This window comes from Idiomarina seosinensis (genome assembly GCF_003987275.1).
Lineage (GTDB): Bacteria > Pseudomonadota > Gammaproteobacteria > Enterobacterales > Alteromonadaceae > Idiomarina > Idiomarina seosinensis.
On record NZ_PIQF01000001.1, the window covers coordinates 687117 to 702412 of the forward strand.

The following is a 15296-nucleotide window of genomic DNA, read 5'->3' on the forward strand; positions in this document are numbered from 1 at the left end:
AACTTTTCAAAAGAAAGCGTTTTTGGTTCTACATACGCAGCGGTTCAGGCAAAATCTCTTCGTTAACCTGGCCATCTTGCTTGTACACAACACCTTTCTTCATAACAAAGTCCACGTGTTGTAGTAGGTTAATGTATTCCAGCACGTCACCTTTTACTGCAATAATATCGGCAGTTTTACCCGGTGTTACAGAGCCGTATTTATCCTGGACACCCATCATAACCGCTGGCCAGTAGGTTGCAGCACGAATGGTTTCCATCGGTTCAAAGTCCAGATCATTAACCCATACGGCCATTTCATGCCAGGTGGTTTGGCAGTGGAACTTCATTGGAATGCCGACATCGGTTCCGACCAGCATAACTACACCGGTTTCTTTAAGTTGCTGGATCTTGTTGTATAAAGTTGGCTTTCTTAATGGCACCAGTTGCGAATAACTTAAGTGGCCGGGCTTCTCAATCGACTGTTGAATATCAGCAACCGTATCGTCTTTTAAGCCACGGTGCCAACAGGTACTATCAAGATGTTCGCTGTTTTCTACGGTCTCTTCATAGCTCCACAAGCCTTCTACGGTAGGCGTCCAGAACAACAGACCATCAAAAATACCGGTGGCGGTGCGCTCTTTTAAGGTCGCTAATACATCATCAGGGTAGCCAGGCGCTGTCGTCAGTCCGGTATGCTCGAAGTTATCTACACCAACTTCGACGCCGACTCTTATTTCATCCGGCTTATGGGCATGAGCCACTACTTTCAGGCCGCGCTCATGGGCTTGTGTAACAATCGCTTCCATCACGTTGCGAGGCATGTCGTCCTGATCAATTAACTTAATAATTTCCATACCGGCATCGGCTAACTGGTTAACCTTGTCGATAGCTTGCTGCTCGGTTTTTACCGACCAGCGGTAACTGCTTTGCCATTCATCGACTTCCCATTGTAAAAACGGGCCGGAGGTATATAAGTTCGGGCCAGGAATCTCACCTGCCGCCAGTTTATCTTTAATGGCCACGGTGTCATCCAGTGGTGCGCCCAGATCGCGAACGCTGGTTACCCCTGCTAATAACAACTGAACCAGTGCCGCGGGCATGACTTCATCGACAAAACGGTCGGCATAGTTTTCTTGCCAGTGTGGATAGTCGGCGTGCCCGGTAAGTTGAATGTGTGCGTGGTTTTCCCATAAGCCGGGTAAAACATCGTGCCCTTCGGTAGAGATGACTCGATAGTTATCGGGAACGTCTAACTGGCCGACGGTTCCTACTTTTTCGATAACACCGTCGTTAACTAAGATAACGCTGTCTTTAACCGGTGGCTGAGCGGTCCCGTCAATTAAGCGTCCGCCGACTAAAGCGAGTCTTTCTGCCGCGGCAGAGTGGGAAAAAACGGTCAACAGAGCAACCGTTACTGTGCTGGATAAGAACTTTCGCATCGTGCAACTCTCTTTTTATGGATAATTATTGTCCATCCATACTAATCACGAACCGGGTATAAAATCCAGTTAAGGTTTTTTCCGCCACTCTCCGTCTATTTTCACGTAATGTCCGGATTTGGTTCGTTCAATCGCACGTTTTCCGGCTAGCAGTTCAACGTCGGCAACGGCAATGTCGTTTTCATCAGCAATGCGGGCGTACTCCTGGCGACGGGCTTCGTTAATTCTTTCAGCGATTTGCTGAGCCGTAGCGGTTGATTCAACAACGCCCAGATAACCATCGGGTTTCTCACCCACTAAGCCTTGTTCTTTAGCATCACTGAGTTGCTCCATCGCTTGTTGCAAACTTAACTCTTGTGCCACAACGGCAGGGCTCATTATACTCAGGCCGATGGCTAACAGTAGGCTGGTCATTATAAATTTCATAAGTGCATTCCTTTGTCGTTAAAACAAGCCGCTGGATTCGGAAATTACATCGTCGAGTGCTTTATCAACCTTAACGTAAATTTCGTGTTCGATCTTAACGTTTAAGTTAATGGTGATGGGTTCTTTCGGGGCCGCCACCTGCACTGTAGGTGTACACGCCCAAAGTGCTGATAGTGCGGTTACTAGTAATAACAGTCGCTTCATATCATCCTCTGACTAATTAATGTTTTGCTGTATTCGCTTACGTATTACGTCGTTTAAACTGTTAGTTAACTGCAAACCTTTTATTAACGCCGGTAAGTCTTCCTCAAGGTTTATATTAAGCTCAACCGGACGACCATTTTCAACCGCCGGATTAGAGCCCTTAAGGCTAATGGCTAAGGTTAATTTACCTTGTTCATCATAGTCGATAACACTGGATAAATCCTGATAGTAAAAGTTACTCAGCACGCCTGCCAATGTTTTTAGACTCGGGTTACTGCCTGCCATGGATACCAAAGCTGATGAATCTACCTGTAAATGCCCGCCGGGCGCCAGTGCATCAAAATACCCACGGTTTAAGGTTAACTGTTTAGAGTCCCACGTAACCGGTAAGGTTCCGGAGATCTCGCCATCAATTGATATTTTATTACTGGGATATTGCCGCATCAGTTCACCGAGCGAAAGGCGCTCAAAAACCACTGGCACTGAGAAAGTGTTAGCCAGTGAGTACGCTTGATTTGGAATAGTGATGCTGCCACTAAGAGCTCTTATTTGGTGTCGTTGTAAACGCAAGACAGACTCGATGGGCGAGGCGAAAGGCACTTGTAACGCAAAGTCAGCGTCTATAGGACCGACGACGAAGCCTTGTTGCAAACTGCCGAGGTGCACCTTTGCCTGGTTAACATTGAGGACGTCAGAATTAGCGGCAAACTTAACATCGGCGTTACTGTTGGTGGCTGACAGGGTACCTGCAACCCAGTCGCTGTTACTCAGTGAGAGTTCGCCGTTCTCAAGCTGCCAGTTGCTGTCTTGCCAATTATAACTAACGTCGGTTTGACCGCTAATGCTGGCACGGTTAATCACAACCTCCGGTGAAAGTTTTTTTAATAAACGAGAAAGTAGCGGCGTTTGTTGCCATTGGATCTCTGGTAGTGTGACTCGTGAGGTGAGCCGATTTGCAGTAATTCGACTGTCGTGGGTTAGCCGTATGTGATCATCCAGCGACAATTCGCCGGTACTGGACAATTGATTATTTTGATAAATAAACTGGCTGTCAAAATAGGCTTTAAAAGCGCTCAAGTTCGGCAAAATCAACCTATCAGAAGTGATTTTAAGCTTAAAATCAGCGAAAGTGCTATTAAATTCAGGTATCTGGGTTGCGGCACGACTTAAACTCACAAAGGCATCGAAATTGTTTTTAAAAGCATCGATATTCGCAGAAATTGGCGACAAACTGTGAGTGCTTAGCTGACCCTCGCTGAATTCGCCAGAGAGCTCTGATTTGATGCTATTTACGCGCATCTGCTGCGGCCCGACTGAAAACCGTATATTGTTCGCTGTTAATTCCAGGCGGGGGAATTCAACCCCTTTAAATTGGCCCTGATGGTGGCGTACGCTGGCGTAAGCGGAGAGCTCGATACTTTCCTGATTGGAACCGGCAGCACTTGCGGATAATTCGAGAGGCCACTGAGTTTTTGCCAACGCCTGCTGTAGGTTTAGTAATGGCAGAGCTAAACGGTCTTTGCTATTGATTTGCCAGTGTAATGACGTCGGTTTGATGTCCGATTGCGGCACTGACACTCCCTCAAAGTTGGTCATATCTCCGTTTACCGAAAGTTGATAGCTATTAATAACGCCGTTATTTAATCGAAGGTTCAGCGACGCGCTAGCGCTAGAGGCTAGATTTTTTATTTCTACCGCAGTTGGCTTAGCGGTGGTTATCAGCATTGTGCCGGATAGCGATGTGATAACAGGTTCGAGACTGAAATCGACCAAGTCAGGCGATAACTGGCCCTGGTAATGGCCGTTAACGACGGTTCCATGTAATAAAATATTTTCTGTTAGATTTAACGGCGTCAGTTGATGCTCAATATCTGCGGTTAGCTGACCATTTTGGTAATCATAAACGCCGTTTAGATGACTCCCTGCGTGGCTTGCGGCTAGTTTTAGCTGGTTATTGATTCTGGTCAGTGTTAGCTCAATGGCCAGCGGTTGCTGGGTGGTTAGCTTAAGCTCCAGTCGCTCATGGCTGTTGTTCAGTAACAGCGTTGCAGCAATATCGTCAGGCAACAAATCGCCATTGATTTTTAGTGAGTTTATCTGGACCCGAGCAGGCAGGAAGGCGGGCACTTGAATGGAAAGCAGCTGGCTTAAGCTGCTGCGGGGCCTGCTTTTTTGTCCTTTGTCTGTGTCAGTTGCTTGCAGTGTTAGCGTGAGCTCATCGACAACAATGTTGTTCAGCGCTAATTGTTCAAATTCAATCTGCCAGTGTTTAACGCCGACTGCATGTAATTGCTGATTCAGATAGGAGTAGCCTGCTAATCCTAAAGCAAAGGCAACAAGAAGTATGGTGAGCAGTACACTGCTTATTAACGAGATAACGCGCCATAGTTTCATTTAAAAAGCCATTTTTAACGCTAACGTTTTCTTAGCGTTAGGTTGATTCTTACGTTGCTGGTTAGTGTGTGGTGTCCTTCTGCCAAGGCTTTAACCCCATGAAAGTGTAGACGACTTTCGCCACCCCAAACTAATACATCGCCGTGTTTAAGTTCAATTTTCGCTGGTTTTGTGGTGCGGCGGCTACCTCCCCATAAAAAAGTAACGGGCAAACCGAATGAGAACGACACAATTGGTTGCGAAAAGTCTGATTCATCTTTGTCCTGATGCAGGCCCATAGCAGCGCCGGTGGAATACACATTAATTAAGCAAGCGTCAGGTTCAAATTGTGAAAAACCGCAGTCTTTTGCCGCTGCTATCGCTGCCTTTTTAATAACCTGCGGCATCTCCGGCCAGGGGCGCTCTGTAACCGGGTCAAGTTGTTGGTATCGATAGCCTTTATTATCACTGACCCAACCGTACTCACCGCAATTACTGCTCAGCACCGACATTTTGCGGCCACCGGGTGTACTGAAGTGACGCAATGGTGCCTGTCTCACACAGCTGCGAACCGCCTCGATGATGGACGGTGCTGACTGCTCGACAAAACCCGGCAAATAGTAGGCCGTTGCTCCGAATTGTTGCGGCTGGTTGTTGCCAGTGAATAAGTCATCTTGCATAAGGTTACTTTGTTACCAATTGTAGCCATTTCATAAAGGCGACCAAAGCCACCGACTGTTGCCGGCGTTTGCGATAATGCAGCTTCAGTTCCGGTTTGGTGGTCATCCGGTGAGTGGCAAAGGTGTGTAATTTTGGAAAACTTTCCGATTCACAATAGCGATTGTCAACTAAAGCAATACGTTGCTGGCTTTGCGCCAGATCGAGTGCCATTTGTGTATCGTTACAATGAATAAATGGCGTATGTTTTAATTGCTTTGACTGTTGCTTGATATAGTCCTGATGGTTGCGGTTTTCGCGATCAACCAACCAGGAAGTTTGCCATAGTAACTCTTCGCTCGGGTCGCTGGCGCAGGGGACTAGCTCTACGGTCCCAAGACTCTGGCTACCAATGTGAATGTCTTTAATATCGCCTGCAGCAATCACCAGGTCTACACCCTCGTGCTGAATGCGAGTGCTGAGCTCGGCCGCTGCCTTGGAGCTAAGAAACTCCTCGCAATTCACAAAGTTAAGCTGTACGTGTGGGTAGAGCGATTGGAAATCAGTTAATTGATGATTCAGCCAGAATCTCAGCCGAGCGCTGGCGATAGCGATGGTCAAGGTGGTCGTGTTATTATCGTTAAGATGCTTAGCTCTGGCGAGCGTCTGATCAAGCTGTTTAAAGATCGACTCTAGCTGAGGAGCGAGCTCTAACCCGGCAGGCGTTAACGAATGCACGCGGTTGTCGCGATGGAACAAGCTCATGTCTAACTGTTGTTCTAGCGCCTGAATTTGTCGGGTGACAGCCGCTTGCGTTACGCCCAGCTGTTGAGCGGCTTGTTTAAAACTCGGGCAGCGGGCGGCAACATCAAAAACACGCAGAGCATTTAAGGAAGGAGCGTTTTTCTTGGCCATATGGGAACTCACTCTTCTAATTTTATGCTAATTGCAATTAACTAAAAGTAAACTAAGTAGCAGGGAGTAGCAAGCTTTGTCTTATTGGGGTGAGTTTTTGACGATTGCGCTAGTGCATTTACTGGCGGTCGCCAGTCCGGGACCTGATTTTGCTGTGGTATCACGTTATGCACTCAGTTTTGGTCGCAAAGCGGGCTACTGGGTCAGCCTGGGTATAGCGGTTGGCATTATTATTCATGTGACTTATTCACTGGTGGGTGTGGCCGTGATTATCCATCAACATGAGTGGGTGTATCTGTCATTGCTGATGTTGGGCGCATTATATCTGGGGTATATTGGGCTTACCGCAATTGGTGCTAAGCCGCGAGGAAAAGTCGGTGAGGACACGCCTGAGGTCACTCTACCTAGACGACGCAAGGCATTTACTGTTGGCTTTTTGACCAATGGACTAAATGTAAAAGCAACGCTGTTTTTCTTAACGCTATTCACTACCGTTATCAGCCCAACCACGCCGTTTATTGCAAAACTGGGGTATGGTATTTATTTGACCATCGCGACCGGTTTATGGTTTGTTTTTCTAACTTGGCTACTGACACAACCGCGGGTGTTCAAAAAGTTGTGGCCCTACAGCCATTGGGTAGACCGCTTAATGGGCGCGATACTGATTCTGTTGTCACTGAGTTTGTTATGGGAGTGGCTGCAGTTGGTGCTATAATACGCGCCAAGTAACGCTGATATGCTAAACAGAACTGGGTGTAGGTAAAAAATTAATGCAGTTATTTGTAAATGACCTGACCGTAATTGATTGTTCCTATTTGTGTCCGCAACGCGGCATTGTGGGGGAAAGCTGGATTGTCGATATCGTGCTTGATGGCGCGCTTAATGAACAGTCGATGGTGCTCGATTTCGGTCGTGTAAAAAAACAGATTAAACGAATTATTGACGATTCAGTCGATCATAAACTGGTAGTGCCTACCGAGCACGAATACACCAATGTTACTTACCACAGTGATGACAGTTCTCAGTGGGTTGATTTTATGCGGCCCAACGGCAAGTCCATTCACTTGTTTTGTCCCGCTGATGCATTCGCGTATATCGACGCGCAAGAGGTTAACGCATTAACAGTGACTGACTATCTGCGGGCCGTTATCAAGCGTGAATTGCCAGGGAATGTTGAGGGTTTAAAGTTGTTTTTGCGACCGGAAGCGATTGACGGCTTTTATTACCATTATACCCATGGGCTGAAAAAGCACGATGGCAACTGTCAACGAATCGCCCATGGACACCGTTCAAAACTGCAAATTTTCTTAGATAACATCCGCCAACCGGTATTAGAAAAGCAATGGTCGGATAAATGGGCGGATATTTATTTGGGTTCCAGTGAAGACCAAAGTGAACTGACTAATTTGCTTCGTTCTGCTCAGGCAAAGCAAGCTGCGACTGCGGCAACGCACGTTGGCTATAGCTATACAGCGGATCAGGGGTTGTTTGAATTATCAGTGCCGAAAGCTGAAAATTATCTGATCGAGACAGATTCAACCGTCGAGTGTATCGCGCAGTATCTGGCCGATACCATAAAACAGCAGGTACCGGATCAGTCGGTACAAGTGCGGGCCTACGAAGGGGTTGGAAAAGGAGCTATTGCTTATGCTTAAGCGGAGTTTATTGGGATTAATCGTATTGTCTTTCAGCTTTTCGGGTTTTGCGCAGGAAGTTCCTTTGTCGCTGACCGGTGAGCGTACTCAAGGCGCTTTGCTACTGGGTAAGACCAGCCCCGATGCCAGTGTCTCTTTAAATGGCGAACGGGTCGAAGTAACAGCCGAAGGCTATTTTGTTATTGGTTTTGCGCGCAAAGCTGAACTGGAACAACAACTGACGTTAAGCTTGAACGGCAACGAGCGGCAGCAGGTGATTGAGCTAGCTGAGCGAGAGTATCAGGTGGAGCGCGTTGATGGGGTGCCACAACGCACGGTTACGCCGAATCCAGAGCAGGTTAAACGAACCAAAAAAGAAGCCGCCAAGGTTTGGAAAGCTCGGCAGACCAATTCCGCCAGAACCGATTTTTTAACACCGTTGGTAAAACCTGCAGAGGGCAGAATTAGCGGCTATTACGGCTCACAGAGGATTGTTAATGGAGTGCCTAAAAACCCCCATTATGGCGAGGATATTGCGGTTCCAACGGGAACTCCCGTAAAAGCACCCTGGTCGGGTGTTGTGACCCTGGCAGAGCCCGATCTGTTTTACTCGGGCGGTACCATCATTATTGACCACGGTTATCGGGTAAACACTACCTACCTGCACCTACACTCGGTAGATGTTGAAGTTGGGCAGAAGATAGAGCAGGGTGAAAAGATTGGCGAGGTTGGGGCGACCGGCCGGGCGACCGGACCACACCTGGACTGGCGGGTCAACTGGGGCAACGAACGCCTTGATCCGGCGTTGCTGCCCAGCTTATACGCTAATTAATTAATGACTAAGCCAGCCATTTAAATGTTCAGGTCGCTGCACTGACAGGCTGTAACTGGATTTCTTCGGCGTCACAAAAATTAGTTTAAAGGTCAGCAACTCATCACGCCGGAAAGCATGTACAGTCACTTCGTCGCCCGGGTTAAACCGCGACAACAGGTTGCTAATTGTTGCATCGCTGGCTTGCAGGTGATCGATAGCAACAATTTTGTCTCCCGCCGAGATACCTGCCTGATAAGCGCTTTCGTCGTGGTATACGGAGATAACTTCAAGACCCGAATTTGTCGCTTTATAACGGGCTCCCAGCGTTACCGATGCCGAATTGCTAACGGCTTTGCCATTACTACTGTTATCGTCTGTTGGTATTTTCGGCCGGACAGCAACGCCGAAGTTTTCTAACAGCTCAGTTACTGGCAGTGATTCCTTGGCGTATAGCGCTTGCTCTAGCAACTCACTGACATCAACGCCCGAATACCTTTTAAGAAACTCAAAAACTGTATCGTCGGCAGTTCCTAGTGATGTTTTACCAAACTCGTGCCAAAGATCGCGCATTACATGCGCCAGAGTAACCTTGTGGTCGCTTTGTAAACGCAGTGTCAGGTCAAGGCATAATGCAATCAAAGCGCCTTTTGCGTAATAGCTGACGATGCTATTGGGAGCATTTTCGTTTTGTTGGTAAAACTTGGTCCAGGCTAAATAGCTTGATTCGGTAACCGTTTGCTGAAACTGGCCGACGCCGCGTTCGACCCGCGAAATAGTATCGCCAAGGGCCTGCAGATAACGTTGTGAATCAACAATGCCAGCAGCATGCAGAATGTAGTCATCGAAGTAAGAGGTCATTCCTTCGTAAAACCATAGCTGCTCGGTATAGCTTTCAGCATCCAGCTGGTAGGGTAAAAACACTTTAGGTTTCAGTGTTTTTATGTTCCAGCTATGAAAGTACTCGTGGCTGCAAAGACTTAAAAACAGCTGGTAATCGTCGTTCATTTGCGTTTGGTTGGCACTAATCAGGCTTTTACGGCTGCACAATAGCGCGGTTGAATTGCGGTGTTCAAGCCCGCCAAAGCCATCGCCAACGACCATGGTCAGGAAAGTATAGGAAGTAAAAGGAGCTTCCTCGAACAGGTTAATCTGGTGTTCACATATTTTTGCCAAATCGGATGTAATACGGGAGCTATCAGCATAATGACGACCGCTCAGTACTAGCGAGTGCTTGATACCATGAGCGATAAACTCTTCGATAGTTAAATCGCCCATTAAAAATGGATAATCGATCAGAGCATCGTAACTCTCGGCGCTGAATGTACCAAAACTATGGGCGTTACCGGATTCTCTGGGCATGCCTGTGGCCAGCAGCCAATCCGGCGCGTCGGCGGGTGGGTGGACGCTAAGTTTAACCGGCTCTTGTTCTTGTCCGGTCACCGCCAGGCACAGGCTGGTGTTGTTAAAAAAGCCTTGTTGTTGGTCCAGATAAGCAGAGCGCACGGAGAGATCGAAGGCATAAACCTGATAACTGACAGTAATAGCTTGTTCGCTATTACCTGTTTCCACTTGCCATTGATTTTTACTCAACTGATCGACAGTCAGGTGATGCCCGTCGCGTTCGGCGTACAAACCAATGATATGTTTGCTAAAATCGCGGACTAAGTAGCTTCCCGGTATCCAGTTTGGCAACCATAACAGCTGGTGACCGGCCTGTGGTTTCATTATTGTCAGGGAAACTTCGAACAAGTGGCCCCTAAGATCGATCGGGCTAACGTCGTAATGAATCAATATCGACTCCTTTTCTTGACACATGCGGCTAACTGGTGATCATAGTAACATACGGACGGATCCCAAAAAGAGGACTATATGACCGGTAAAATTTTACAAATGACGGTCGGACAACGCGTAGAAATTCAGGTTGCCGGTCTCAATGTACCAGCTAGATTTCAAACCGATTTCATCGGTGTTGTAAAAGGGCGCTGGTTTATATTAAATATGCCGGAGTCTAAACGCTACGGAGAGCTGAGAGAGCACCTACACGAGGGTGTGCCAGTGATAGTAAGGTTTGTGTTGGAAAACGGTAATGGGGAGATTTGCGCTTTTCGTTCCGATATTAACTTTGTTGTTGCCCATCCCACCAAGATGCTATTTCTTGACTGGCCAAGCAGCGTTGAGAGCCGGGTTATTCGCCAAGGACGCCGCTTTGATGCCTATTTACCGACTCAAATTTCGAGGCTTACCGAAGATAATGGCAGTGATTTAACCGTCGACGGGGTGATTTTGGATGTATCGGAGACCGGGTGTCGGGTAAAACATACCTACCAGACAAACGATGAAGGTGAGCCTCAAAACCCTGATTGGGATAGCGGCCAAAGAGCCCAGCTAACGGTTCAGCAAAATGGCAATGGAGAGCTGAAAATTAACTGTATTGTCCGTCAAATCAAACGTAAAGACGAGCATTGTGAGCTGGGTATGCAGTTTAACTCGAATCAGAAAGAGTCGATCAATGCGTTGTTCTCAGGGAGCCTGGTAGACATTAATGCGTTATCCCGGTCCGGTGAATGAGTAACAGTAATCACTTTACCTCAAGCTTAGTTGATCGACTCGTCAGATCGTCTTTGTTTGAGCATCGAAACCGATCGTTTTGGGTGCTGCAGACATTGGGGTGGGGGGGTTATGCATTAGTGAACTACATTGGCTCATTGATGCACGAAATGCGTGACATATATGGCGTTGTGCTGTTGTTAGGCGCGTATGCCGGCTTTTTGTTAACTATCCCATTACGTTACTTATACCAGCGCAGTTGGGAGCTGCACCCGGCATTGCTGATGCTAGTGGTTATCCTCACCTCCTACCTGTGTGCCTCAGTCTGGGCGGTGATTGATAACGCAACCTACTGGGAGATTTATAAATTCGGCTTTCGGCCCGATAGTCAGTTTTTTTACTTTAAAAATAACTTGGCGAAGTTCTACATTATTTTAAGCTGGAGCGGTCTTTATTTTGGTATCAAATATTACCAAATGCTGCAGGGCGAACGACAGAAAGCGTTAATGGCGTCCTCACGCGCTCATCAGGCGCAATTAAAGATGTTGAGATATCAGCTTAACCCTCACTTTTTATTTAACAGCTTAAACGCCATCTCTACCCTAATCATGGTAAAAGAGAATGACGTGGCCAACCGCATGGTCAACAAACTGAGTCACTTTCTGCGTTTTTCATTAGATAATGACCCGATTAAAAAGATTTCCTTAGAAAAAGAGATAGATGCGTTAATGCTGTATCTGGATATTGAGAAAGTTCGATTTGATGAACGTCTTGAGATACAGGTTGATGTAACGCCAGAAGCTCGTCGGGCTTTAGTTCCTAGTTTATTACTGCAACCGTTGATAGAAAACGCAATAAAATATGCGATAGCAAAAGTGGAAGATGTTGGGGTGCTATCGTTAGCTGCTTTTGTTGCTGACGGGCAGTTGCAGATTACGTTGTGTGACAACGGGCCCGATGCACCGAATGACCCACAAGCGTTGTTTAAAAATAGCGGGGTTGGTTTGCAAAATACCCAGGAGCGTTTACTGGCGTTATATGGCAAGCAATTTCGTTTTCAGATGAAGCCCAATAAGCCACAAGGATTGTGTGTTGAAATCGTATTGCCCTACGAAACTCCGGAGAACAGATGAAGCAATCGTTAAGCGCGTATATCGTAGATGATGAATCTCTTGCCAGAAAGGGACTAGCTCTGCGGCTCGAGCCTTTTAGTGACGTTGAATTGGTGGGGGAGTCGGGAAATAGCCGTGAGGCACTGGAACAAATTATTGTAAAAAAGCCGGATGTGGTGTTTGTAGACATTCAAATGCCTGGGTTGAATGGTTTTGAGCTACTGCGCGAATTACAGCAAAGAATGTCGCAATTACCGGCCATTGTATTTGTAACGGCCTACGATCAATATGCGATTCGAGCCTTTGAAGTACGAGCGCTTGATTACCTATTAAAACCAGTGGATGAAACTCGGCTAAAAGAGACTTTGGAACGCGTGCAACAAGAGCTGCAGCCGTCGAGCTATGACCAAACTCAACAGAAGCTAGTGAGCCTGGTGTCGGAGGTGACGGGCCATGATGGTGATGCGATTCTTGAAAAATTAGCCGCCGGCGCAAGTGTATCGGAGCTTAACCGCTATCCGGAACACATTGCGATAAAGGATAGTGGCGAAATAACCCGGGTTCCTGTGAACAACATTGAGTGGGTTGATGCCGCGGGCGATTACATGTGTATCCACGCGGCTGGAGAAACTTTTATTTTACGGCGAACCATGAAGGATTTAGAACAAGAACTTAACCCTAATCGGTTTCAGCGGGTTCATCGCTCAGCAATTGTTAATGTCGACCAGGTTGAAAAACTGTGTACTCGGCACAACGGCGAATATCATTTAATTTTAAAGAATGGTCAAAAATTGAAAGTAAGTCGTAGCTATAAAGACCAAATCAAGCAACTGATACTCTCTTAATGAAACGACTGACATTTTTGGTGCTGTCGCTAACCCTGGTTTTAACTGGCTGTGCGGCACAATTAGGGTACCGTTACGCCGATACACTGGTGGAATGGCAACTCGACGACTACGTCGAGCTTGACAGTGAACAGCAACAACAAGCGTCGCAAGTTATTGATCAACTCCACCAGTGGCACGCTACAACCGAGCTGCCTAAGTATCGACGGGAATTATTAAAATTAAGAACGTTAATCTCCGAACAATCGTTGCAACGAGAGCATATTGGCGAGTTTGAAGACAAGCTCTGGCTGTTTTGGAGTAATGTTCAGCAGCAGGTTGTAAAACACTCTGATTTACTCAATCAGCTAACAGTCGGGCAGCGCCGTCAGTTAATCAGTAATTTGTACGAAAATATTGAAGAAGAGCGAGCAGAGCGGGCAGAGGACAATACCAGTGAGCTGCTGGCTGAAATTGAACGAGTCAATCGGCGTGAAGAACGGCTTAAAGAATGGATGGGAGAGGTTACTAAGGAACAGCAAGTGATCTTGCACGATTGGGTCAAGGCTCGGCCAGAGGGCAGCTTCTGGCTTGATTATCGGCAACGCTGGACGGCTGAATTCGAAACGGTACTACTACAACAACCCATCCCTGAGCAGCCGTTGAACCGGTTAATTACTCAGCCACGGGAGATTCGTAGCGAAGCTCACTTGCAGTACAACGAGCAACGCCGTTATGTTAGACATAAATACATGTGGGCTTTGTATCAGAGCCTGAATCAAAAACAGCGTGACAGATTAGTCAATAAGGCCGATGAGTACCTGGAACTGCTCAGCGACCTTATTGCGGATTTTGATAGCAGTAATTAGCTAACCTCAATAATCTTACAGGTATTACTGGAGCCAACGGTTTCCATCACGTCGCCGTGCGTTAATATGACCAAATCGCCTTTATTGACATGTCCGAGTGACTTGATCACCTCGATCGAATCCAAAATCGGATTTTTACTGTTGGTGGAGTCAAAATCGACCGGGTAGACACCGCGATATAGAGCACACTTATTGCGGCTTCCGGCATGACGCGACAATGAAAAAATAGGAAGATGAGAAGTGATTCGTGACATTAATTTTGCAGTGAATCCCGACTCTGTTAGTGCGATAATCGCTTTCACCCCAGTTAAATGTGTTGCTGCGTACATCGCTGACATCGCAGCGGCTTCCGAAATACTAGAAAAGCTCTCTTCTAAGTCATCATGCCGCAATTGCGCGCTGGGGTGAGTCTCTGCGCCCAGACAAATTTCTGCCATAGCCTTAACCGTTTCTACAGGGTATTTACCCGCCGCCGTTTCCGCTGACAACATAACCGCATCGGTTCCATCGAGTACGGCATTGGCGACATCCATAACTTCGGCCCGGGTCGGCATTGGATTCTCGATCATCGATTCCATCATCTGCGTTGCCGTAATCACCACCTTGTTCATTTGCCGAGCTCTGGAAATGATTAGCTTTTGCTTGCCCACAAGTTGCGCATCGCCGATCTCCACACCCAGATCACCGCGGGCGACCATCACTGCATCAGAGGCGCGAATCACATCGTCTAACGCATGCTCGCTCGCAACCGCCTCTGCGCGCTCGATTTTTGCACAGATAACGCCTCTACCGCCGGCCTGTCGCAACAATTGGCGAGCGGTGTTTAGGTCTTCGCCGCTACGCGGAAAAGACACAGCTAAGTAGTCCACACCAATTTCTGCGGCGGTCTCAATATCTTCGTAGTCCTTTTCAGTAAGCGCTTTGGCTGACAATCCGCCGCCCAGGCGGTTAATACCTTTATTGTTGGAAAGCGTGCCGCCAACGAGTACTTTTGTGTGGACAGCACTACCGTCGATGTAATCGACCTCGAGCCGAATACGACCGTCGTCAAGTAATAATATATCCGCCTTGCCAACATCCTGTGGGAGTTCTTTATAATCAAGACCGACGATCGAATCGTCACCGCCAGAAGCATCAAACTCCGCATCCAGGGTAAACGCCTGACCCGATTTAAGCACAACTTTGTCGTTACTAAATCGGGCTACCCGGATTTTCGGTCCTTGCAGATCACCCAGGATTGCTACGTGCGCTTTCAGTCGTTTAGCGATTTCGCGTACCTGACTCGCGCGTTTTTTTTGCTCATCGGCCGTGCCGTGTGAAAAGTTTAAGCGGACCACATTGGCACCTGCTAAAATTAATTTTTCAAGAACATCGTCCTGATCCGTAGCAGGCCCTAAGGTAGTAACAATTTTAGTGCGGCGTAGCATGCAATACTCCAGCAAGCAAAACGTTAATGATAACAAAAGTCTAGCACAGGCTATGTGTCAGTAGTAAGTCAATT

General features: G+C 47.3%; 15 protein-coding genes. 7 read left to right on the forward strand and 8 right to left on the reverse strand.

Annotated elements, in window-relative coordinates:
- Positions 1-28: 28 nt before the first annotated feature.
- The 6 genes from CWI81_RS03360 to CWI81_RS03385 form a co-directional block, all read right to left on the reverse strand.
- On the reverse strand, positions 29-1420 hold the full coding sequence (locus CWI81_RS03360) for an amidohydrolase family protein (protein ID WP_126783806.1): 1392 nt from the start codon (positions 1418-1420) through the stop codon (positions 29-31).
- Between the two features lie 69 nt (positions 1421-1489).
- A complete protein-coding gene (locus tag CWI81_RS03365) occupies positions 1490-1846 on the reverse strand; it encodes a YdbL family probable chaperone protein (protein WP_126783807.1) in 357 nt (118 codons plus the stop codon).
- An 18-nt stretch (positions 1847-1864) separates the two neighbouring features.
- On the reverse strand, positions 1865-2050 hold the full coding sequence (locus CWI81_RS03370) for a YnbE family lipoprotein (protein ID WP_126783808.1): 186 nt from the start codon (positions 2048-2050) through the stop codon (positions 1865-1867).
- A 12-nt stretch (positions 2051-2062) separates the two neighbouring features.
- Entirely contained in the window at positions 2063-4444 is a 2382-nt protein-coding gene (locus CWI81_RS03375; protein WP_126783809.1) for an intermembrane phospholipid transport YdbH family protein, read from the reverse strand.
- 20 nt (positions 4445-4464) lie between these two features.
- Positions 4465-5103 carry a DNA oxidative demethylase AlkB gene (gene alkB, locus CWI81_RS03380; protein WP_126783810.1) on the reverse strand — a complete coding sequence of 213 codons (639 nt, stop codon included), beginning with the start codon at positions 5101-5103 and terminating at the stop codon, positions 4465-4467.
- Positions 5104-5107: 4 nt separating this feature from the next.
- Complete coding sequence (locus tag CWI81_RS03385; RefSeq protein ID WP_126783811.1) at positions 5108-5995, reverse strand: LysR family transcriptional regulator; 888 nt, start codon at positions 5993-5995, stop codon at positions 5108-5110.
- Positions 5996-6092: 97 nt separating this feature from the next.
- Here CWI81_RS03385 and CWI81_RS03390 point away from each other — a divergent pair, with 97 nt between their 5' ends.
- From CWI81_RS03390 to CWI81_RS03400, 3 genes are read left to right on the forward strand one after another with little or no spacing between them, the layout of a single operon-like run.
- Positions 6093-6710 (forward strand): LysE family translocator, encoded by a 618-nt coding sequence (locus CWI81_RS03390; RefSeq protein ID WP_241970331.1) that lies wholly within the window; start codon positions 6093-6095, stop codon positions 6708-6710.
- A gap of 55 nt (positions 6711-6765) precedes the next feature.
- Positions 6766-7650: a 6-carboxytetrahydropterin synthase gene (locus CWI81_RS03395; RefSeq protein WP_126783813.1), complete on the forward strand. Its 885-nt coding sequence runs from the start codon at positions 6766-6768 to the stop codon at positions 7648-7650.
- Complete coding sequence (locus CWI81_RS03400; protein ID WP_126783814.1) at positions 7643-8461, forward strand: M23 family metallopeptidase; 819 nt, start codon at positions 7643-7645, stop codon at positions 8459-8461. Before CWI81_RS03395 ends, CWI81_RS03400 begins: the two co-directional genes overlap by 8 nt.
- Here CWI81_RS03400 and CWI81_RS03405 read toward each other — a convergent pair whose 3' ends face one another.
- Positions 8462-10258 (reverse strand): M61 family metallopeptidase, encoded by a 1797-nt coding sequence (locus tag CWI81_RS03405; protein WP_241970332.1) that lies wholly within the window; start codon positions 10256-10258, stop codon positions 8462-8464.
- A gap of 54 nt (positions 10259-10312) precedes the next feature.
- Between CWI81_RS03405 and CWI81_RS03410 the strand changes: the two genes are divergently transcribed.
- Genes CWI81_RS03410 through CWI81_RS03425 form a run of 4 tightly spaced genes read left to right on the forward strand, consistent with a single transcriptional unit; the run spans position 10313 to position 13795 of the window.
- Positions 10313-11011: a flagellar brake domain-containing protein gene (locus CWI81_RS03410; RefSeq protein WP_126783815.1), complete on the forward strand. Its 699-nt coding sequence runs from the start codon at positions 10313-10315 to the stop codon at positions 11009-11011.
- Positions 11008-12123, forward strand: coding sequence for a sensor histidine kinase (locus tag CWI81_RS03415; RefSeq protein ID WP_126783816.1), 1116 nt, complete (start codon positions 11008-11010; stop codon positions 12121-12123). The genes CWI81_RS03410 and CWI81_RS03415 overlap by 4 nt, the downstream gene beginning before the upstream one ends.
- The gene (locus CWI81_RS03420; RefSeq protein ID WP_126783817.1) at positions 12120-12947 is read left to right on the forward strand and encodes a LytR/AlgR family response regulator transcription factor; all 828 of its coding nucleotides are present in this window, start codon (positions 12120-12122) and stop codon (positions 12945-12947) included. Before CWI81_RS03415 ends, CWI81_RS03420 begins: the two co-directional genes overlap by 4 nt.
- On the forward strand, positions 12947-13795 hold the full coding sequence (locus CWI81_RS03425) for a DUF6279 family lipoprotein (RefSeq protein ID WP_126783818.1): 849 nt from the start codon (positions 12947-12949) through the stop codon (positions 13793-13795). The genes CWI81_RS03420 and CWI81_RS03425 overlap by 1 nt, the downstream gene beginning before the upstream one ends.
- Here the strand turns inward: CWI81_RS03425 and pyk are convergent.
- Entirely contained in the window at positions 13792-15222 is a 1431-nt protein-coding gene (pyk, locus tag CWI81_RS03430; protein WP_126783819.1) for a pyruvate kinase, read from the reverse strand. The genes CWI81_RS03425 and pyk overlap by 4 nt on opposite strands.
- Between the last annotated feature and the right edge of the window lie 74 nt (positions 15223-15296).

Coding starts and splice junctions, on each gene's coding strand:
- CWI81_RS03360 (WP_126783806.1), bottom strand. CDS start 1,420: ATGCGAAAGTTCTTATCCAGCACAGTAACGGTTGCTCTGTTGACCGTT.
- CWI81_RS03365 (WP_126783807.1), bottom strand. CDS start 1,846: ATGAAATTTATAATGACCAGCCTACTGTTAGCCATCGGCCTGAGTATA.
- CWI81_RS03370 (WP_126783808.1), bottom strand. CDS start 2,050: ATGAAGCGACTGTTATTACTAGTAACCGCACTATCAGCACTTTGGGCG.
- CWI81_RS03375 (WP_126783809.1), bottom strand. CDS start 4,444: ATGAAACTATGGCGCGTTATCTCGTTAATAAGCAGTGTACTGCTCACC.
- alkB (WP_126783810.1), bottom strand. CDS start 5,103: ATGCAAGATGACTTATTCACTGGCAACAACCAGCCGCAACAATTCGGA.
- CWI81_RS03385 (WP_126783811.1), bottom strand. CDS start 5,995: ATGGCCAAGAAAAACGCTCCTTCCTTAAATGCTCTGCGTGTTTTTGAT.
- CWI81_RS03395 (WP_126783813.1), top strand. CDS start 6,766: ATGCAGTTATTTGTAAATGACCTGACCGTAATTGATTGTTCCTATTTG.
- CWI81_RS03400 (WP_126783814.1), top strand. CDS start 7,643: ATGCTTAAGCGGAGTTTATTGGGATTAATCGTATTGTCTTTCAGCTTT.
- CWI81_RS03405 (WP_241970332.1), bottom strand. CDS start 10,258: ATGTGTCAAGAAAAGGAGTCGATATTGATTCATTACGACGTTAGCCCG.
- CWI81_RS03410 (WP_126783815.1), top strand. CDS start 10,313: ATGACCGGTAAAATTTTACAAATGACGGTCGGACAACGCGTAGAAATT.
- CWI81_RS03415 (WP_126783816.1), top strand. CDS start 11,008: ATGAGTAACAGTAATCACTTTACCTCAAGCTTAGTTGATCGACTCGTC.
- CWI81_RS03420 (WP_126783817.1), top strand. CDS start 12,120: ATGAAGCAATCGTTAAGCGCGTATATCGTAGATGATGAATCTCTTGCC.
- CWI81_RS03425 (WP_126783818.1), top strand. CDS start 12,947: ATGAAACGACTGACATTTTTGGTGCTGTCGCTAACCCTGGTTTTAACT.
- pyk (WP_126783819.1), bottom strand. CDS start 15,222: ATGCTACGCCGCACTAAAATTGTTACTACCTTAGGGCCTGCTACGGAT.